The following is a 19,620-nucleotide window of genomic DNA, read 5'->3' as shown; positions in this document are numbered from 1 at the left end:
ATCATAAGAATCAGCCCCCCTGCCTTCAACCGCACGTGCCTCTGTAACCCGCTCACCCGACACTCCATTCCACCGCGGTCCGATGCCCCGTCACGATTCCGCCACGCAGCTGCTGACGACGACGCTTCAAGAGGCGTACACCCGGCTGGGACTCGAGGGAGGTTCGGTGCTGCTCGCCGTTTCCGGCGGCGCGGACTCCACGGCCCTCCTGGTGGGAACCGCGCTCGTTGCCGAGCGACTCCGGCTTCGCGTGGAGGTGGCCTCGCTGGACCATGGCCTGCGTCCCGAAGCGGCGGAGGAGGCCCGTCAGGTGTCCGTCCTGGCGGCCGTGCGGGGGCTGCCCTGCCACGTCCAGGCGCTAAGGCTGCATCCAGGGGCCGGCATCGAGGCGCGCGCGAGGAGGCTCGCTACGCGGCGCTGGACGCGCTCCGCCTCGAGCGGGGCCTGGACGTGGTGGCCACCGCGCACACCGCCACGGACCAGGCGGAGACGCTGCTCATGCGACTGGCCCGAGGCACCGCCCTGCGCGGCGCGGTGGGCATCCACGAAGCGCGCCCCGGACTGGTGCGCCCCCTGCTGTCGTGCACGCGGGAGGATGTGGTGGCCTTCCTGGCGGAACAGGGTGTCGCCTATGCGACAGACCCGATGAACGCTGACCCTGTCCACTTCCGGACGCGCGTTCGCCTTGGAGTGCTACCCGCCCTGTCTCGCGCCGCCGGCTTCGCGGTGGAGGGGCACCGGCCGCCTTCGCGCGCGTGGTCGCGGAGGACGAGTCGCTGCTGGCGTCCATGGCGGACGCGGCCTTCGACCGGCTGCGCCTGGAGGATGGCGCGCTGGATGCGGTGGGCGTGCGCGCGCTGGAGCCCGCGCTGCGCCGGCGGGTGCTCGCCCGGCTGGTGGCCGGCACGGAGGCCGCGGTGGATGAGGCCACGCTGGCCCGGGTGCAGCGCGCGGTGGCCCAGGGCGGTACGGCCACGTTGGGGCGGGGCTACGTGCTGCGCGCGACCAGCGGACGGGTGCGCTGCGTGCGGCAGGTGCCGTCCACTCCACCGGCTGAACTTCGGCTGGAGCACGCGGGTTCGCGGGGCGCGCTCGTGGGGACGGGCTGGAATTTTTCCGTCGAGTTCGCACCTCCACCTGCGGGCGTGCTCGGGCTGGCGCTCGGGGACGGGACGCGCTGGCCGCTGACCGTGCGGACACGCCGCCCCGGCGACCGGGTGTGCACTGCCAGGGGACAACGCAAGCTCCAAGATGTGTTGGTTGATCTTCGAGTGCCCGCGGAAGCACGGGCCACGCGGCCGGTGGTGGCGGATGCCGAGGGGCAGGTGTTGTGGCTCCCCGGCCTCTGGTCTCCAGTGGCTCCGCGTGCGGCCGCCAGGGAGTACCTCTGGGCGGTCCCTCCCGGTTCGAGCATTCAGCGGACCGCGGCGTTATAGAGTGGCAGAGGCGCAGTTCGGGGGATGGGCGCGGCCCCCTAAATAGTTGAGGGCTTTTTGCTGTTGCTGATACGGTCCGTCGCTGGGTAGCTCGCCTGGTGTCGGCCAAGTGATGGATAAAGCTGAGGTTCTTCCCAGCGCGGCCCTCATCCCGCCGAGTTCCGAAAGGGCAGCTGACACGTGCGTTCGACTTACAAGACCATCGGGCTCTGGGTCATCCTGATCGTCCTCTTCTTCGCCTTCTACAATTTCTTCTCCCAGGGCAACGACCAGGTCCAGGAGCCGTCCTTCACCCAGTTGCTGACGAAGGTGGAGGAGAAGAAGGTCCAGGAGGTTGCCGTCAAGGGCAACACCTACTCCGGCAAGTACACCGACACGTCGGAGAAGTTCCGTACGACGGGGCCGGCGCCGGATGCGGCCATGCTGAACCAGCTCCGCAGCAATGGCGTGGACGTGAAGTACGAGCGGGAGGAGCAGAACAGCCTCTGGCTGACCATCCTCGGTCAGTGGATGCCGGTCGTCTTCCTGTTCCTGTTCTTCATCTTCTTCATGCGCCAGCTGCAGGGTGGCAGCGGCAAGGCCATGACGTTCGGCAAGTCGAAGGCCAAGCTCCTCAGCGAGAGCCACAACAAGGTCACCTTCGCGGACGTGGCCGGCGCGGACGAGTGCAAGGAAGAGCTCGAGGAGATTGTCGCCTTCCTCAAGGACCCGAAGAAGTTCACCAAGCTGGGCGGCCGGATTCCCAAGGGCGTGCTGATGATGGGCTCGCCGGGAACGGGCAAGACGCTGCTCGCCCGTGCGGTGGCCGGCGAGGCCGGCGTGCCGTTCTTCTCCATCTCCGGCTCGGACTTCGTGGAGATGTTCGTGGGCGTGGGCGCCAGCCGCGTCCGTGACCTCTTCGAGCAGGGCAAGAAGAACGCCCCCTGCATCATCTTCATCGACGAAATCGACGCCGTGGGCCGTCACCGTGGCGCGGGCCTGGGCGGTGGACACGACGAGCGCGAGCAGACGCTCAACCAGCTCCTCGTGGAGATGGACGGCTTCGAGTCCAATGACGGCGTCATCCTGATTGCCGCCACCAACCGTCCGGACGTGTTGGATCCGGCGCTCCAGCGTCCCGGCCGCTTCGACCGGCGCATCGTGGTGCCGCGTCCCGACGTGAAGGGCCGCCTGGGCGTGCTGAAGGTGCACACCCGCCGCGTGCCGCTGGCGCCGGAGGTGGACCTGGAGGTCATCGCTCGCGGTACGCCGGGCATGACGGGCGCGGACCTGGAGAACCTCGTCAACGAGTCGGCGCTGATGGCCGCGCGGCAGAACAAGGAGCGCGTGGACCTGAGCGACTTCGAGGCCGCCAAGGACAAGGTCTTCATGGGCCCCGAGCGGCGCTCCATGATCATGACCGAGAAGGAGAAGAAGAACACCGCCGTCCACGAGGCGGGCCACGCGCTGCTGGCCAAGCTCCTCCCGGGCTGCGACCCTCTCCACAAGGTCACCATCATCCCGCGCGGCCAGGCCCTGGGCGTCACCTGGAGCCTGCCCACCGAGGACAAGGTCAACGGCTACAAGAAGCAGATGCTGGACCAGATCTCCATGGCCATGGGCGGCCGCATCGCCGAAGAGCTCATGTTCAACGAGATGAGCAGCGGCGCCGCCAACGACATCGAGCGTGCCACCGAGACGGCCCGCGCCATGGTGTGCCGCTGGGGCATGAGCGAGAAGATGGGCCCCCTGGCGTTCGGCAAGAGCGACGGTGAGGTGTTCCTGGGCCGCGACTTCAACTCGTCCAAGGACTACTCCGAGGACACCGCCCGGCAGATTGACGCCGAGGTCCGCAGCATCGTCGTGGGCTGCTACGAGCGCGGCAAGAACCTGCTGACGGAGAACATCGAGGCCCTGCGCCGCGTGTCCGACGCGCTGGTGGAGTACGAGACGCTGGACGCCGAGGACGTCAACATCCTCCTCCAGGGTGGGCAGCTGACCCGTGAGCGTCCGCCCCCGCGCGTGAATGCGCCCCCGAAGGCGACGGAGAAGAAGGACAAGCGGAAGATTCTCGACGCGCTCGAGGGCCTGCCGACGATGGAGCCGAAGAAGGCCTGAGCGTCACGCCCTTCCAGCGGTTGAGCTGAAATGAAGAAGGCCCTTCCCAGCAGCGTGGGAAGGGCCTTCTGCTTTGCGGGCTCCCGGGAGTCCACGCGCCTACGGGTAGCGCACGGGGAGGGGGGCCTCGGGCAGGGGGATGAACTCCGTCTCATCCGGGACGGCGGCGAAGCGGCCGGCCTTCCAGTCCTCCTTCGCCTGCTCCAGCCGCTCCTTCGAGCTGGAGACGAAGTTCCAGAAGATGTAGCGCGGCCCGTCCATGGGCTCCCCGCCGAGCACCAGCAGCCGCGCCGCCGCGGTGGCGCGGAGGGTGACGGCGCCGCCGGGCCGGAAGACGAGCAGCTCTCCTGGCTCGAAGGCCATTCCGTCCACCTCCACGGTGCCCTGGACGAGGTACATCGCCCGCTCCTCGTGCTCGGCCGGAACCACGAAGCGCGCGCCGGCCTCCAGCGCCACGTCCGCGTAGAACATGTCCGACAGCGTCTGCACCGGCGAGCGCTGACCGTGCACGGTGCCGGTGATGACGCGCATCCGCGCGCCCTCGCCCTCGTGGCAGGGCATCTGGTCCTCGGGGTGGTGAACGAACGCTGGGGCCGTCTCCTCGTGGCGCTTGGGCAGCGCCACCCACGCCTGCATGCCAAAGAGCTTGCTGCCCGCGGCGCGTGGGCCGGGGCCGGTGCGCTCCGAGTGGACGATGCCGTTGCCCGCCGTCATCCAGTTCACCGCGCCGGGGCGGATGGGCTGCACCGTGCCCAGGCTGTCCCGGTGCATGACTTCGCCGTCGAAGAGGTAGGTGACGGTCGCCAGCCCGATGTGCGGATGCGGCCGCACATCCAGGCCGTGGCCGGGTTGGAAGCCGGCGGGGCCCATCTGGTCCAGAAAGACGAAGGGCCCCACCATCCGGCGGCGGGCCGAGGGCAGCGCGCGCCGCACCTCGAACCCGTCGCCCAGGTCGCGTGAGGGCGCGACGATGAGTGTCTCCATCGAAGGAGGAAGCTGCTCCGCGTTCAAGTCGTCCCGGCTCATGTCGTGCTCTCTTTCGTTCAGCGATGTGGCCTCAGGCCAGGTCGAACAGCAGCGCTTCCACCGGCTCCGTGGCGGAGAGGACGAGCTGCGACTCGTCCGCCACCGCGGCGCCGTCCCCGGCCTTCAGCTCCACGCCGTTGAGCGTGGCCTTGCCGCGCGCCAGCTGCAGCCGGCGTGGCGGCCCGGAGCGAGCGTGTACGTCGCCTGTTCGCCCGTGCCCAGCAGCGTCGCGTGAAGCACCACGTCCTGGTGCACCGTGAGGCTGCCGTCGCGGGCGTCCGGGCTGGCCACCACCCGCCAGCGGCCCTGGCGCTCTGCCTCCGGGAAGGCCTTCTGCTCGTAGCCAGGCGTCAGGCCCTTGCGGTCCGGGATGATCCAGATCTGCAGGAAGTGGAGGCTCTCATCCGCGCCGTTCATCTCGCTGTGCAGCACACCGGTGCCGGCCGTCATCCGCTGGATTTCGCCGGCGCGCAGCAGTCCCTCGCCGCCCGTGCTGTCGCGGTGGGCAATGGCGCCGTTCAGCGGGTAGGTGATGATTTCCATGTCCCGGTGAGGGTGCGTACCGAAGCCCTCGTGGGGCGCGACGCGGTCCTCGTTGATGACGCGCAGGGCTCGGAAGCCCATGAAGTCCGGGTCGTAGTAACTGGCGAAGGAGAAGGTGTGGTGGGAGTCCAGCCAGCCGTGGTTGGCGTGACCGCGGGCTTCCGAGGGGCGAATGGCAATCATGGCGTTCCTTTCCACAGCAGAACCTGGATGGCGGCCGCTGTTTCGAGAGTCATGATGTGCGCGAGGGCCTTTCGGGACTAGGCGTGGACAATGGGAAGCATCGTTCCACGGATGGAACGATGTCCCGTTCAGCCGGGGATGGGCCAGTGCTCGCGCAGGCACTCCACGAAGGCCATCACCTTGGGGGAGTGGTGCCGCGTGCTCGGGTAGACGGCGTGGACGGGCGCGCCCGTGGAGCTCCAGTCCGGCAGGATGCGCTGCAAGCGCCCGGCGGCCAGCTCCGAGGTGAAGGGGAGGTTGGGGAGCAGGGCGATGCCGGAGCCCGCCCGCGCCACCGCGTAGAGCATGTCCGGCTCATTCACGACGATTCGGGCGGGCACCTTGATGTCCACCGAGCGGTTGCCGGAGTGGAGCGTCCAGACGTTGTTCTCCAGGCCCGCGCCGAAGAGGAGGCAGTCGTGCTTCTCCAAGTCCTTCGGAGCCTTGGGTGTCCCACGCGCCTTGAGATAGCTGGGCGCCGCGATGACGACGCGCTCCACGATGCCCAGCCGCCGCGCCATGAGTGACGAGTCCGCCAGCCGCCCGGCGCGAATCGCCACGTCGAAGCCTTCCGCCATCAGGTCCACGGTGCGGTCGGTACACACCATCTCGAGCTGGACCTCGGGGTACTGCTTGATGAAGGTGGACACCAGGGGGCCGATGAAGCTGAACGTCAGTGGCGTCGTCACGCGCAGCAGGCCGTGGGGGGCGGCCTGCATCCGCGTCACGGCCAGCTCGGCCTGCTCCGCCTCCGCGACGATGCGCGCGCAATGTTCGTAGTACGTCCGGCCCACGTCGGTGAGGCGCAGCTTGCGCGTGGTGCGCTGGAGCAGCTGCGCGCCGACCCGCGTCTCCAGCTCCGACACCTTCCGGCTCACCGTGGACTTGGGCATCCGCAGCCCACGTGCCGCCGCGGTGAAGCTGCCTGCCTGTACCACGCGTGCGAAGACGAGCAGCTCGTTGAGGTCCATCTCCCGTCCTTCCCGGAGCGTTGTTCCATGGGTGGAACAGTTCTTCCAGTCTGGCCCATCTAATCAAGCCCGGGGGCCACCGCTACCTTCCTCCTCGTCGAACACACCGCTTCACACAAAAAGGAAGGCACCTCATGGCCACCACGACCTGGAACATCGACACCACCCACTCCGGCATCCACTTCTCCGTCCGCCACATGGTCATCGCGAAGGTTCGCGGCAGCTTCCGCAAGTACAGCGGCGCCATTTCGCTGGACGAGCAGGACATCACGAAGTCCTCCGTCGCGGTCACCATCGAGTCGGCCAGCATCGACTCCGGCGTCGAGCAGCGTGACAACCACCTGCGCTCGCCGGACTTCTTCGACGTGGAGAAGTTCCCCAGCATCACGTTCAAGAGCACGAAGGTGGAGAAGGCGTCCGGGAACGGGCTGAAGGTGACGGGCAACCTGACCATCCGCGACATCACCCGCGAGGTGGTGCTGGACGCCGAGCAGCTCGGCGCGGGCAAGGACCCTTGGGGCAACGTCAAGGCCGCGTTCGAGGCGAAGACGTCGGTGGACCGCCGCGACTTCGGCCTGACGTGGAACCAGGCGCTGGAGGCGGGCGGCGTGCTCGTCGGTGAGAAGATTGAAATCGCCATCGAGGTCCAGGCGGTGAAGGCGCAGGCCGAGCAGGCGGCCTGAGCCACCCACGCGGACCGCTCCGGAGGCGCCTTCACCGGGCCTCCGGTCCACCTTCTTCTCCCGGAGCCCCGATGACGACCCACAGCCAGACCGAGAAGCCCGGAGTGTTTCGCCAGGTCCTGCGGACCGGCACGCATACCCTGCATGCGGACGTGGCCCCCGCGCTGGGCGGAGAGGACTCCGCGCCCGGCCCGCACGACTACTTCGACGCCGCGCTGGCGGCATGCAAGGCCCTGACGGCCACGTGGTACGCGAAGCGTCATGGCCTGGCCCTGGAGCGTGTGGAGACGCACGTCGAACGGGATGATTCGCGGGAGCGGCAGGGCACCTACACGCTGAAGGTGAAGCTGGCGTTCCACGGGGCGCTGCCGCCGGCGGACAAGCAGCGGCTGTACAACGCCGTCGCGCAGTGCCCCATCCACAAGCTGATGACGACGTCCACGGTGGACATCGTGACTGAGCCGCTCGAAGCCTGAGCCCCCGGGCGCGCTCGGGAGCGGTAGGGTAGGGAAGCGCGTCCCGTCCTGGTGGCGGTACGCGGTCCCCTCCCTGGAGCCTCCCGATGATTCGCGCCCGCCCCCTGACTTCGGAGCACCCGGAGGACCTCATCCTGGCCTTCCGGCGGATGGGGCTGCCGGAGCCCACGCAACGGACCCTGCTGGAGACGCTGCCATTCACTCGGCTCCTCCTCACCGGGTTGACTCCCCAGGACGAGGCCTTCCTCCTGACGCTGTCGGAGGCGTTTCCCGAATGGCTTCCCGGGGACGTCCACTCCCGTTCGGGGACGGGGCTCCTGACGGGGCGCGCCGAGCAGTTCCGGCGGCTGGTCACGGCTGCTCGCACCGACGCCCGGGGTCTGTCCGCGTTGGCATCGGCGGTGGCGTCCGCGCTGGCCGCGGGCGTGGCGCCTGCGGTGCTGACGTTGGGCGAAAGGCGCTTCGAGTGGGGCGCCCGCACCTACGTCATGGGCGTGGTGAACGCGACGCCGGACAGCTTCTCGGATGGCGGGCGCCATGCCGGGACGGACGCCGCCATCGCCCACGGGTTGGCCCTGGCCGAGGCGGGGGCGGACCTGCTCGACGTGGGCGGCGAGTCCACCCGGCCCGGCTCCCTGCCGGTCAGCGCCGACGAGGAGCTGGCGCGGGTGATTCCCGTCATCGAGGGCCTGCGGGCCCGGACCGATGTGCCGCTTTCCGTGGACACCACCAAGGCCGCGGTGGCGCGCGAGGCGTTGAAGGCCGGTGCGCAGCTCATCAATGACATCACCGGCTTCAGCTCCGATGCCGGCCTGCCCCGCGTGGTGGCCGAGGCCGGCGCCGCCTGCTGCCTGATGCACATCCAGGGCACTCCGGCCACGATGCAGCAGGCGCCGCGCTACGACGACGTCGTCGAGGACGTGCTGGCCTTCCTGGAGGCAGCCATCCTCCGGGCCGGGTCGGCGGGCATCCCCGGGGGCGCATCCTCCTGGACCCCGGCATCGGCTTCGGGAAGACCTTCGAGCACAACCTCTTCCTGCTGCGCCGCCTCCCGGAGTTGCGCGTGCTGGGGCTGCCGCTGCTGGTGGGCACGAGCCGCAAGGGCTTCCTCGGCCGGTTGGCGGGCGGCAAGCCAGCCTCCGAACGGCTGGCGGCGACGTTGGGCTCGGTGGCCGCCATGGCGGCGCTGGGGGGCCGACGTGGTCCGCGTCCATGACGTGGCCGAGGTCCGGGACGCGCTGGCCGTCGCGGACGCCATCCGGCGGTGCGAAGACGGAGGAACGTTCTACGCCCGGTAACAAGGTGTGGCTTACAGCCCTCAAGCTGTGGCCGGAACCTTCACCTTCCGCTGGCCGCCCCCCGAGCCGCCGTGTATGGACGGCGGCGATTCGGTTGGTACTGATTTCGCAACCTCTTTTAGTCTGCGTCGGCCCGCATGCCTGGGTGGTTGCCCAGGGAGCAGTGGGTTCCTAACTTCGAGCCCGCGTGGTGGGCGGGGTATAAGCCCCGACGTCGAGAGGCCGGCGCAGGCCCGGCGTGGGAAAGGCGGAGCGGCACACATGGCGTACAGGATGAACATGCCTCCGAAGGAGGCGCAGGCTTCCCAGAAGCTGTTCGGCACGGATGGTGTTCGCGGGAAGGCGAACGTCTATCCCATGACTGCCGAGGTCGCGATGCAGCTCGGGCGGGCGCTCGCGTTCCTCATCCGCAACGGCCCCCACCGCCACCGCGTCATCGTGGGCAAGGACACGCGGCTGTCCGGCTACATGCTGGAGCAGGCGCTGGCCTCCGGCCTCACCTCCATGGGCGTGGACGTGGAGCTCGTCGGGCCGCTGCCGACCCCGGGCATCTCCAACATCACCACCTCCATGCGGGCGGACGCGGGCGCCGTCATCTCCGCGTCCCACAACCCCTACGAGGACAACGGCATCAAGTTCTTCTGGCGCGACGGCTTCAAGCTGCCGGACGAGACGGAAGGCAAGATTGAGGAGCTGGTGTCCAGCGGCTCCATCGACTCCATCCGTCCCACGGCCACGAAGATTGGCCGGGCCTTCCGCATGGAGGACGCGCGGGGCCGCTACATCGTCTTCCTGAAGGCCACCTTCCCGCGCGAGCTGACGCTGGAGGGGATGACCATCGTCGTCGACTGCGCCAACGGCGCGGCCTACAAGACGGCGCCCGCCGTGCTGGAGGAGCTGGGCGCCAAGGTGATTGCGCTCGGCGTTTCGCCGGACGGCAAGAACATCAACCACAAGTGCGGCGCCCTCTATCCGGAGAACCTGGCCAAGACGGTGGTGAAGCACGGCGCGCACCTGGGCATCGCCCTGGACGGTGACGCCGACCGCCTCATCGTCGTGGACGAGAAGGGCAAGGTCGTCGACGGCGACGCCATCATGGCCATCTGCACGGGCGAGCTGGTGGCCCGCAAGCAGCTGAAGAAGAAGATGTTGGTCTCCACGGTGATGAGCAACATCGGCCTGGAGCGCGCGGTGGCGCGCTGGGGCGTGAAGGTGGCTCGCACGCGCGTGGGTGACCGCTACGTCGTCGATGAGATGCGCCGCAATGGCTACAACCTGGGCGGCGAGCAGAGCGGCCACCTCATCTTCCTGGACCACACCACCACGGGTGACGGAACCCTGGCGGCGCTCCAGTTGCTGGCGGTGATGTGCCGGGCGGGCAAGCCCCTGAGCGAGCTGGCCTCCATCTTCGAGCCCGTGCCCCAGACGCTGGTCAACGTCGTCGTGAAGCAGAAGAAGGAGCTGGGCGAGCTCCCGACGGTGATGAAGGTCATCAAGAGCGTGGAGCAGCGGCTGGGCAACACCGGCCGGGTGCTGGTGCGCTTCTCCGGCACCGAGCCCAAGGCCCGCGTCCTCATCGAGGGCGAGGACGCTGCCCGCAACCAGGCCTACGCGAAGGAAATCGCGGACGCGCTGTCCAAGGCCCTTAGCGTCTGAGGGCCGCTGCGAACGGTGGTTGACTTCCGGACGCAGCCAGCGTGAAGAAGGACCGGCGCGCACCGGGGCCTTTCGACAATCCCATGGCCGCGCATGAGCGAGGTGCGGTCGATGGGACAGCGACTGGGTGTCAACGTGGACCATGTGGCGACGCTGCGTCAGGCGAGGCGCACCACGTATCCGGATCCGGTGACGGCCGCGGCGCTGGCGGAGCTTGCCGGCGCGCAACAAATCACCATCCACCTGCGCGAGGACCGGCGTCACATCCAGGACCGGGATTTGCGCATCCTCCGTGAGACGGTGCAGACGCTCCTGAACCTGGAGATGGCCGCCACCGCGGAGATGGTGAAGCTCGCCTACGAGCACAAGCCGGACGTGGTGACGCTGGTGCCCGAGCGCCGCGAGGAGCTCACCACGGAGGGCGGCCTGGAGGTCGCCAACCAGCGCGAGCACATCGCGAAGATCATCAAGAACCTGAAGGACGGCGAGATTGCCGTCTCGCTCTTCATCGACCCGGACCTGGACCAGGTGCGGGCGGCGCACAAGGTGAACGCGGACCGCATCGAGCTGCACACGGGCCGCTACTGCGAGGCGCGCAACGAGAAGGAGCGGGCCCGGGAGCTGGCGCGCATCATCGACGCGGCCAAGGCGGGCACCAAGCTGGGCCTGGGCGTGGCCGCGGGCCATGGGCTCAACTACGACAACGTGCACCCGATTGCCCGCATCTCCGAAATCGACGAGCTGAACATCGGGCACGCCATCGTCGGTCGCGCGGTGCTGGTGGGCTTCGAGCGGGCGGTGCGCGAGATGCTCGAAATCATGCGCAACCCGGGGTAGGGCGCCATGGGAATCCGCGGCCTGGGCCTGGACATCTGCTCCATCTCCCGCATCCAGCGCATCCTGGACGGGCCTCGCGCGGAGCCCTTCCTGAACCGCGTCTACACCGAGGCGGAGCGGGCCTTGTGCGGCCGGCGGAGTGACGCGGCCAGTGCCTATGCCGCGCGCTTCGCCGCCAAGGAGGCCCTGGTGAAGGCGCTGGGCGCCCCGCCGGGCATCCGCTGGAAGGACATGGAGGTCCGGCGGCAGGGCGGAGCGCCTTATTTCGCACTGTCCGGCGTGGCCCTGGAGGTCATGGAGGCACGAGGGCTGGAGGCCTTCCTCGCGCTGACCCACGATGCGGACGTCGCCGCCGCCACGGTGGTGCTCCAGTCGAAGGGGGATTGAAGCCATGTTGCGCGTCCTCACCGCCGCCCAGATGCGTCAGGCCGAGCAGGCCGCCGAAGCCCGCCACGGCATGCCCTCCGCGTTGCTGATGGAGAATGCCGGGCGGGGGCTCGCGGAGGTGGCTCGGGGGCTCATCGGCTCGGGTGGGCGCTTCGTGGTGGTGTGTGGACCGGGCAACAATGGAGGGGACGGGTTGGTGGCCGCGCGCTTCCTCCGGGAGGGCGGCGCCTGCGTGTCGGTGGTGATGGTGGGCGACGCCGCGAAGCTGACGCCCGAGGCGCGCCGGAACGTGGAGGCAGTGAAGGGCTTCGGTGTGACGCCGCGCACGCTGGAGGCCGTGGAGCCGGCCAGGCGCGGTGACGTGGTGGTGGACGCGCTCTTTGGCACGGGCTTGAGTCGTGCGCCCGCGGGGGCCTTCGCGGACGCCGTGTCGGCGATTCGCGGCTGGCGAGCAGCAGGGGCCAAGGTCGTGGCGGCGGATGTGCCGTCCGGGCTTCAGAGCGACACCGGAGCGGCTTTCTCGCCGTGTGTGGAGGCGGATGCCACCGTGGCGTTTGGCTTCCTCAAGCCGGGGCAGGTGCTGGAGCCAGGGGCCTCGCTGTGTGGCCGCGTGCACCGGGTGGACATCGGCATGGGGGCGAGTCCTCGAACGAGGTCTCCGGTCCCGAGCTCTTCGTGGTGGAGGAGCCGGACGCACGCCGCACATTGCCGGCGCGGAAGGCGGACTCCCACAAGGGGACCTTTGGCCACGTGCTGGTGGTGGCGGGCAGCCGGGGAAAGACGGGGGCCGCGGCGCTGGTGGCGAAGGCGGCGCTGCGCTCCGGGGCGGGGCTCGTGACAGTGGCCGCTCGCGCGGATGCGCTGGACACCATCCAGGCGCATTCAGCGGAAATCATGGGCATCCCGCTGGAGGCTTCTGGGCCGCTGGGCATGGGTGACCTGGACGCGCTGGTGGCAGCGGCGGAGGGGAAGGATGCGCTCGTCATCGGGCCGGGGATTCCTCGGGGCCCGGAGACGGGGGCGCTGATTGGCGAGCTGTTGTCGCGCGTGGAGGTGCCCGCGGTGTTGGACGCGGACGCGCTCAATGCGGTGGCCACGGACCTGTCGGTGTTGCGCCGGGCGAAGGGGCCGGTGGTGATGACGCCGCACCCGGGAGAGATGGCCCGGCTGACGGGCACGTCCACGAAGGAAGTCCAAGCACACCGGCTGGACGTGGCGCGGCAGTTCTCCGTGGGCTTGAAGGTGACGCTCGTGCTGAAGGGAGACCGGACGCTGACGAGCGACGCGGACGGGCGCGTGTACCTCAACACCACGGGCAACCCAGGAATGGCGACGGGGGGCTCGGGGGATGTCCTGTCCGGGATTTGTGGCGCGTTCCTGGCTCAGTCGTTTCCAGTGCCCTCGGCCATCTGGACGGCGGTGTACGCGCACGGGCTCGCTGGGAATTTGGCGGCGGCGAAGCGCGGGCAACTGGGATTGGTTGCAGGGGACATCGTGGAGCAGGGGCTGTGCGAGGTGTGGCTGCGGTGGGAACGATGAGCACGGAAGCGTCGGCTGCGCGTGTGCGGACGGTACGGCTGGAGTCTCCCGAGGAGACGCACCGGTTGGGTGTGCGCCTGGGTGAGTTGCTGGAGCCCGGCGACTTCGTGGGGCTGATTGGCGACCTGGGCGCGGGAAAGACGCACCTGGTGCGCGGAGTGGCGGACGGGGCGAACGTTCCTCGCTCCGAGGTGGCGAGCCCCACGTTCGCGATTGTGTATCCGTATTCGGGACGCATCCCGCTGTACCACGCGGACCTGTACCGGCTGACGGACTACGACGACTTGTACGCCACGGGCTTCCTGGACCTGGAAGGCACCGAGAGCGCGATGCTGGTGGAGTGGCTGGACAAGATTCCGCAGGCCGCGCCGCGTGACTACCTGCGCGTCACGCTGAAGCACGCGGGCGGCGAGGCACGCGAGCTGACGGCGGAGGCGTTTGGCGTACGGCCCGCGGCGTTGCTTGACGCGTGGATGGGCTGACGCCCTCAGGCCACGATGGGGGACGCGGCCGGCTTCACGGCGGGGAAGAGGTCCGGGCCCGCGAGCTCCGGCACGCGCCAGTGGTGGAACACGAGGTTCGCGTCCACGCCGATGACGTCCTCCTCGGCCACCGGTGCCCAGTACGGCCCGCCACACAGCGACTCACTGGCCACGACGAGCTGCTCCAGCTTCGTCCCTGGCGCCGGCAGCGTCGACACGTCGTCGCGCGACGGGCCCGTGGACACGAACAGCGTTCGGTTGCGCCGCGAGGCCACCATCAACTCGCCGTCGGACACGAGGAAGTTCATCGCCGAGCGGCCATCCTGTCCCGCGGCATCCGTGATGGCGGCCACCAACGACATCGTCTCCGCCAGCGCGCGCGCCACGGCCTCCACGGGGACCTTCCGGTCAATCGGATGGCGGGCACCCAAGCGGGTGAGGAACAGGTAGAAGCACCGCTCGCTGTCCGTGGTGCCCCGGATGTTCGTTCGCAGGCTCGGGCAGATGAGCGCTTCCACGGCAGCCCGGTGCTGCGCGAACTCCCGCAGCGTGCCGTTATGCACGAACGACCAGCGGCCATGCAGGAAGGGGTGCGAGTTGCGCAGCTCCACCGCGCCCACCGAGGCCAGGCGGATGTGCGCCACCACCGTGTGGGAGGACACCCGGCTGCTCACCCGCTCGAAGTCCGGGTCGCTGTGCGCGGGCCCCACACCGTGCGCCACCACCGGCGCCTGCTCGGCGCCGTAGGCCGCGATGCCCCATCCATCCTTGTGCTCGCGCGACTGGATGAGGAGCGAGTTCTTCTCCGTCACCAACGAAGGGTGCACCGCGGCGGGAATCGCTGAACGGAATCCAAAGAGTCGGCACATGGCTAGCAACGAATATTCTTAACGTCCGGCCCAGACGGATGTCGTTCCGTCTTTATCCACTCGGAGCCGCTGTGTCTCTGCGACGCCGGTTCACGCGCAACCTTCCATCTGCTGCCGGACAGCGATGCGTCCGGCCTTCACGACCACTCGCGCGTGCGCTACCCCTAGATGGTAGGGCAGGTGGCGGTACGAAGCACAGCTGAAGACCACCAGGTCGCCCGCGTCACCTACGGTCAGCCTTCCATGCTGTTGCAGCCCCAAGGACACGGCCGCGCCACGGGTGGCTCCCCAATACGCCTCTGCCGCAGTAAGCCCGTTTTCCAGACACGCAAGTCCCAGCGCCAGTGCTGTGTTTTCACTCATGGCGGAACCGGGGTTGACGTTGGTGCCCAAAGCGACGTTGAGCCCCGCATCGCGGATGCGGCGTCCAGGCGCGTAGGGCCGCATGCGCAGGAACAGCGTGGAGGTGGGAACGAGCACCGCCGTGACGTTGGCGTCCGCCAGCGCCTTGAGTCCCTCGTCCGTCACCTGCTCCAGGTGGTCCGCCGTGGCGGCCCCCAGCTCCGCGGCGAGCTCGGAGGCTCCACACGCGGTGAGTTGGTCCGCATGCAGCCGCGGCACCATCCCGAGTGCCCGGCCCGCGCTCAAGATGCGGCGCGCCTCGTCCACGGTGAAGGCGCTGTCTTCCACGAAAACGTCACAGAAGCGCGCCAGCCCCTCGCGCGCGACGGCGGGAAGAATCTCCTCGATGCACAGCCGCACGTAGTCCTCGCGCTTGCCGCGGTACTCCTCCGGCACGGCGTGCGCGCACAGCAGCGTGGGGACCAGCTCCAGCGGCGTCAGCTCCCCGAGGCGCCGCACCGCGCGCAGCATCTTCAGCTCCGTCGCCAGGTCGAGCCCGTAGCCGCTCTTCACCTCCGCCGTCGTGACGCCCTGCTCCAACAGGCGCTTCGTGCGGGGAGGGCGAGCCGCACCAGCTCCTCCTCGCTCGCGGCCCGCGTGGCCCGCACCGTGCCGGCGATGCCACCGCCCGCCTTGGCAATCTCCAGGTAGGTGGCGCCCTGGTTGCGCAGGTCGAACTCCGCCGAGCGCTCACCGGCGAAGACGAGGTGCGTGTGGGGGTCCACGAAGCCGGGGCCCACGAAGCCACCCTGGGCGTCCACCACCTCGGTGCCAGGGCCCACCGCGCCCGTCGGGAGGCCGGCCTCGGGGCCCACGTAGGCGATGCGTCCTTCACGCACGCCCACCACCGCACCCGGGCGTGGGGTGAGGGCGTCCTCCGCGCGCTCGCGGTGCGAGCCTGCCACCGTCAGCACTTCGGAGGTGTTGCGCACCAGCAGGTCCAGCACGTCCATGGCTCAACGTCCTCCGCGTGCGCCCATGATGGGCACGTTCCAGCTCACACCCTTGCCAACCTTCGCGCGGCCGAATCCGCCCGACAGCTCGAAGTCGTTCTTTCCGCCCCAGGAGACGCGCGCCGCCACCACGCCGCCGTAATACAACGCTTGCTCGTTGCGCCCGTGCGACGCCACCGTGTGCCACGACGCGAAGGGCACCAGGCCAATGGACACGTTCTTCTCCGGCTGCATCGTGAGCGCGCACGACACCTCCGCGCCGAAGATGGTGCCCGGCCCGCCGCGCGGGGTGCCCAGCCCGAAATCGCTGGCGCCTCGCAGCGACAACGCCGGGGCCAGGCCCAGCCGCTCCGAGCCCACGTAGTACGAGGCCCCGGCGTACAGCCCGTACCCGGGCAGCGGGATGGGCAGGAGGAACTCGCCCTGAAGCCCGGTGTGCAGATGCAGCCGCTCGGACACGGGCACCGTCAGGGCCGCGTCGAACGCCACGCCCCACTGCTGCGTGGAGAAGCTCGACTCGTTTCCCCGAAAGCTGTTTCCCGTTCCGACGCCGGCCTGCGTCCCCGCGATGGGCGCGCTCAGCCGGGGGCCGGAGCGCATGCCGACCTGCATGACGTTGCGGTCCGGCGCCCCAGGCCCCATCCGCATCACCATGGGGCCCATCGCCGTGGGGGCGCACCCCGCCAATCCCACGACGGCGGCGCCCCACAGTCCGACCCCTGCCGCGCATAAGCGCTTCACTGCGGCCTCCTGCTTCATCTTCAGGTGGTGATGCCGGGAATCTTCACGCCGCGCTCTTTCGCCACCTCGATGGCCTCCGGGTAGCCCGCGTCCGCGTGGCGCAGCACGCCCATGCCGGGGTCGCTGGTGAGCACGCGCTCGATGCGGCGCGCGGCCTCCGGCGTTCCGTCCGCGACGATGACCTGACCGGCATGCAGCGAGTAGCCCATGCCCACGCCGCCGCCGTGGTGGAAGGACACCCACGAGGCGCCGTTCACCGCGTTCACCAGCGCGTTGAGGATGGGCCAGTCCGCCACCGCGTCCGTGCCGTCCTTCATCGCCTCCGTCTCGCGGTTGGGCGACGCCACCGAGCCGCAGTCCAGGTGGTCCCGGCCGATGACGATGGGCGCCTTCACCTCGCCCTTGCGCACCAGTTCGTTGAACGCGAGGCCCGCCTTGGCGCGCTCGCCATACCCCAGCCAGCAGATGCGCGAGGGCAGGCCCTGGAACGCCACGCGCTCCTCGGCCATGTTCAGCCAGCGCTGGAGCGAGGCCTTCTGGGGGAACAGCTCGCGCACCACGCGGTCGGTGATGCGGATGTCCTCCGGGTCACCGGAGAGCGCCACCCAGCGGAAGGGCCCCATGCCTTCGCAGAAGAGGGGACGGATGTAGGCGGGGACGAAGCCGGGGAACTCGAAGGCGTTCTCCATGCCGCCCAGCTCCGCCTGGCCGCGCAGGTTGTTGCCGTAGTCGAAGACGTGGCTGCCGGCCTTCTGGAAGTCGTTCATCGCCTGCACGTGCATCATCATCGACTCGCGCGCGCGGCGGACGTACGTCTCCGGATCCCGCTGGCGCAGCTCGGCGGCGGCCTCCAGCGACAGGTCCGTGGGGATGTAGCCGTTGAGCGGGTCATGGGCGCTCGTCTGGTCCGTGACGAGGTCCGGCTTGATGCCGCGGCGGTACAGCTCGCGGAACACCGACGCCGCGTTGCCGATGACGGCGATGGAGCGGCCCACGCGCTTCTCCTGGGCGTCCTTCACCAGGGCCAGCGCTTCATCCAGGTCCTTGGCGACGACGTCCAGGTAGCGCGTCTCCACGCGGCGGCGAGCGCGCGTGGGGTCGATCTCCACGCCGAGGAAAACCGCGTTGTTCATGGTGGCGGCCAGCGGCTGCGCGCCACCCATGCCACCCAGACCGCCGGAGAGGATGAGGCGGCCCACCAGGTCGTCGGTGCCGAAGTGGAAGCGGCCGGCGGCGGCGAAGGTCTCGTAGGTGCCCTGGAGGATGCCCTGCGTGCCGATGTAGATCCACGAGCCTGCGGTCATCTGGCCGTACATCATCAGGCCCTTCTTCTCCAGCTCGTGGAAGTGCTCCCAGTTGGCCCAGCGGCCCACGAGGTTGGAGTTGGCGATGAGCACGCGCGGCGCGTCCGGGTGCGTGCGGAAGATGCCCACGGGCTTGCCGGACTGGACGAGCAGGGTCTCATCGTCGCCCAGGTTCTGGAGGCTCGACACGATGCGGTCGAAGGAGGGCCAGTCGCGGGCGGCCTTGCCGGTGCCGCCGTAGACGACGAGGTCCTCGGGGCGCTCGGCGACGTCCGGGTCGAGGTTGTTCATCAACATCCGGAGCGCGGCCTCCTGGACCCAGCCCTTGCAGGACAGGGTGGAACCGTGGGGGGCGCGGATGACGCGGGACATGAACGGACTCCTAGCGTGTGGCGGACGGAAAGGCCCGGCACACTACCTGAACCGGGGTGCTTCCGGGCCACCGCGATGTCCGCGTCGCGCCGCGTCGCGTCCGCCGCCTCACGAATGCAGCGTGTCGTCGTCGGAGGCGTCCATGCCCGGAGTCTGGACGGGGCTGCGTGACGCGGGCCGGTCCACGACGCCGCCCTCGCGGTCGATGCGAATGTCGTTGATGACCTCCTTCACTCCCAGCACGTCCCGGGCGAGCGCTTCCGTCGCGTGCCGTTCATCCTGGCTGCGCACCACGCCGGCCAGCAGCACCACGCCGTCCCGCACGCGGATGTCCACGTCCTCGGCGTCCACCCAGCTCTGCATCAGCCGGTCGCAGAGGTCCGCAAGGATTCGCTCGCTGGAGCGCCGGTAGCCTCGCGGCGCGCGTCCCCGGGGAGGAGCCCTCACAGGGCCTTCGGGCCGGTAGCGCCCACCCGAGAAGCCACCTTGGCCCAGGTCGTGGTCGTCCGGCCGTGACGGACTGGTGGAGTACCCATCCCACGGTGGCGCCATGTTCTCCACACCGGGGCCATGGCCCGCGGGCTGTGTGCCCCCATAGCGGACATCCGTTTCAGCCATGTGGCCGGCGGCGCGCCAGGGCCGGCCCCGGTCCATGCCGCCCGCTTCCCGTCGGCGGCGCTCGTGGGCGTCGTCGGCGCCTCGGTGGCCATGACGCCTCCCGCCGTGCCCCCGGCGCTCTGGCATCTCATGCCCGCCCCGGCGTCCTCCCTCCGTCCCCACGTCCTCCAGGACGCCGAGATAGGGAGGCTCCAGGCGCCAGTCCTCCGCGACTTCGCGGAACGTGCCGCTGGGGCTGTAGCCGGGCCGTCTGGCGATGCGCTCCGGGTCGAAGTGCCGGGCGCGGCGGTCCAGCTCCCGGTCCAGGTCGAAGTCGCGGCCATACTCCCGGCCCTGGTCCAGGGCGCGCGCGGCGCGTCCGAAGTCCACGTCTTGTTGGTAATCGCGTGTGTCCCGGTCCCTCGCCGCGTCCCGGAAGTGTCGCTCGCTGTCGAAGGAGCGTGGAAACGCCTCATCCTCGGAGGCCCAACCGCCTCGGCGATGGTGGCCCCGGTGCGGACCGCCCCGTCGTCGCTCGGCGCCGGCGTCGTCCTGCTCGAAGTCGCTCCTGCGTTCGGAGCCGCGTTCGTAAACGCGCTCATCATCCCTGGCGGGGGCGCGGGCCCAGGTGTCCCTCGGATGGGTGTGTTCGTCCTCCCAGCCCCTCGAGGACCGCTGCTCCCGCTCCCTGTCTCCCCATCGCCGGTCGTCATCGCGCCTGCCGTTCAT

13 protein-coding genes and 5 pseudogenes are annotated in these 19,620 nt (G+C 69.6%); 10 read left to right on the top strand and 8 right to left on the bottom strand.

Going from position 1 to position 19,620, the window contains the following annotated elements; all coding sequences use genetic code 11:
• Nucleotides 1-82 precede the first annotated feature (82 nt).
• Both tilS and ftsH read left to right on the top strand, forming a co-directional pair.
• A pseudogene (gene tilS / locus QEG98_RS42085) lies at nucleotides 83-1,436 on the top strand (tRNA lysidine(34) synthetase TilS).
• Nucleotides 1,437-1,616: 180 nt separating this feature from the next.
• Nucleotides 1,617-3,533, top strand: coding sequence for an ATP-dependent zinc metalloprotease FtsH (gene ftsH, locus QEG98_RS23045; RefSeq protein WP_316562833.1), 1,917 nt, complete (start codon nucleotides 1,617-1,619; stop codon nucleotides 3,531-3,533).
• A 99-nt stretch (nucleotides 3,534-3,632) separates the two neighbouring features.
• Here ftsH and QEG98_RS23040 read toward each other — a convergent pair whose 3' ends face one another.
• From QEG98_RS23040 to QEG98_RS23030, 3 genes and pseudogenes are all read right to left on the bottom strand, one after another.
• Nucleotides 3,633-4,559 carry a pirin family protein gene (locus QEG98_RS23040; protein WP_316562832.1) on the bottom strand — a complete coding sequence of 309 codons (927 nt, stop codon included), beginning with the start codon at nucleotides 4,557-4,559 and terminating at the stop codon, nucleotides 3,633-3,635.
• Nucleotides 4,560-4,590: 31 nt separating this feature from the next.
• Nucleotides 4,591-5,285: pseudogene (locus QEG98_RS23035) on the bottom strand (pirin family protein).
• Nucleotides 5,286-5,413: 128 nt separating this feature from the next.
• Entirely contained in the window at nucleotides 5,414-6,295 is an 882-nt protein-coding gene (locus QEG98_RS23030; RefSeq protein WP_316562831.1) for a LysR family transcriptional regulator, read from the bottom strand.
• Nucleotides 6,296-6,429: 134 nt separating this feature from the next.
• On the opposite strand from QEG98_RS23030, the gene QEG98_RS23025 reads away from it, so the two are divergent.
• The 8 genes and pseudogenes from QEG98_RS23025 to tsaE all read left to right on the top strand — a co-directional run bounded on the left by QEG98_RS23025 (nucleotide 6,430) and on the right by tsaE (nucleotide 13,653).
• Complete coding sequence (locus QEG98_RS23025; protein ID WP_316562830.1) at nucleotides 6,430-6,978, top strand: YceI family protein; 549 nt, start codon at nucleotides 6,430-6,432, stop codon at nucleotides 6,976-6,978.
• Between the two features lie 71 nt (nucleotides 6,979-7,049).
• A complete protein-coding gene (locus tag QEG98_RS23020) occupies nucleotides 7,050-7,454 on the top strand; it encodes an OsmC family protein (RefSeq protein ID WP_316562829.1) in 405 nt (134 codons plus the stop codon).
• Between the two features lie 86 nt (nucleotides 7,455-7,540).
• Nucleotides 7,541-8,670 (top strand): annotated as a pseudogene (folP, locus tag QEG98_RS23015) (dihydropteroate synthase).
• 343 nt (nucleotides 8,671-9,013) lie between these two features.
• On the top strand, nucleotides 9,014-10,408 hold the full coding sequence (glmM, locus tag QEG98_RS23005) for a phosphoglucosamine mutase (protein WP_043611988.1): 1,395 nt from the start codon (nucleotides 9,014-9,016) through the stop codon (nucleotides 10,406-10,408).
• A gap of 111 nt (nucleotides 10,409-10,519) precedes the next feature.
• Nucleotides 10,520-11,245 (top strand): pyridoxine 5'-phosphate synthase, encoded by a 726-nt coding sequence (locus QEG98_RS23000; RefSeq protein ID WP_026113891.1) that lies wholly within the window; start codon nucleotides 10,520-10,522, stop codon nucleotides 11,243-11,245.
• 6 nt (nucleotides 11,246-11,251) lie between these two features.
• Entirely contained in the window at nucleotides 11,252-11,632 is a 381-nt protein-coding gene (acpS, locus tag QEG98_RS22995) for a holo-ACP synthase (RefSeq protein WP_011554351.1), read from the top strand.
• A 4-nt stretch (nucleotides 11,633-11,636) separates the two neighbouring features.
• A pseudogene (locus QEG98_RS22990) lies at nucleotides 11,637-13,171 on the top strand (NAD(P)H-hydrate dehydratase).
• Nucleotides 13,168-13,653 carry a tRNA (adenosine(37)-N6)-threonylcarbamoyltransferase complex ATPase subunit type 1 TsaE gene (gene tsaE / locus QEG98_RS22985; protein WP_141592567.1) on the top strand — a complete coding sequence of 162 codons (486 nt, stop codon included), beginning with the start codon at nucleotides 13,168-13,170 and terminating at the stop codon, nucleotides 13,651-13,653. Before QEG98_RS22990 ends, tsaE begins: the two are co-directional and overlap by 4 nt.
• Before the next feature lie 5 nt (nucleotides 13,654-13,658).
• Here tsaE and QEG98_RS22980 read toward each other — a convergent pair whose 3' ends face one another.
• The 5 genes and pseudogenes from QEG98_RS22980 to QEG98_RS22960 form a co-directional block, all read right to left on the bottom strand.
• Nucleotides 13,659-14,522, bottom strand: coding sequence for a class II glutamine amidotransferase (locus QEG98_RS22980; protein WP_316562828.1), 864 nt, complete (start codon nucleotides 14,520-14,522; stop codon nucleotides 13,659-13,661).
• Nucleotides 14,523-14,612: 90 nt separating this feature from the next.
• Nucleotides 14,613-15,877 (bottom strand): annotated as a pseudogene (hutI, locus tag QEG98_RS22975) (imidazolonepropionase).
• A 3-nt stretch (nucleotides 15,878-15,880) separates the two neighbouring features.
• The gene (locus QEG98_RS22970) at nucleotides 15,881-16,636 is read right to left on the bottom strand and encodes a hypothetical protein (RefSeq protein ID WP_316562827.1); all 756 of its coding nucleotides are present in this window, start codon (nucleotides 16,634-16,636) and stop codon (nucleotides 15,881-15,883) included.
• Between the two features lie 2 nt (nucleotides 16,637-16,638).
• Nucleotides 16,639-18,294, bottom strand: a complete 1,656-nt coding sequence (gene hutU, locus QEG98_RS22965; RefSeq protein ID WP_316562826.1) for a urocanate hydratase — start codon at nucleotides 18,292-18,294, stop codon at nucleotides 16,639-16,641.
• Nucleotides 18,295-18,402: 108 nt separating this feature from the next.
• A complete protein-coding gene (locus QEG98_RS22960) occupies nucleotides 18,403-19,620 on the bottom strand; it encodes a BON domain-containing protein (RefSeq protein ID WP_316562825.1) in 1,218 nt (405 codons plus the stop codon).

This window comes from Myxococcus sp. MxC21-1 (assembly GCF_032612255.1).
Classification (GTDB): domain Bacteria; phylum Myxococcota; class Myxococcia; order Myxococcales; family Myxococcaceae; genus Myxococcus; species Myxococcus virescens.
Note: the sequence above shows the minus strand (reverse complement) of the source record. Positions and strands in the feature narration are given on the sequence as shown.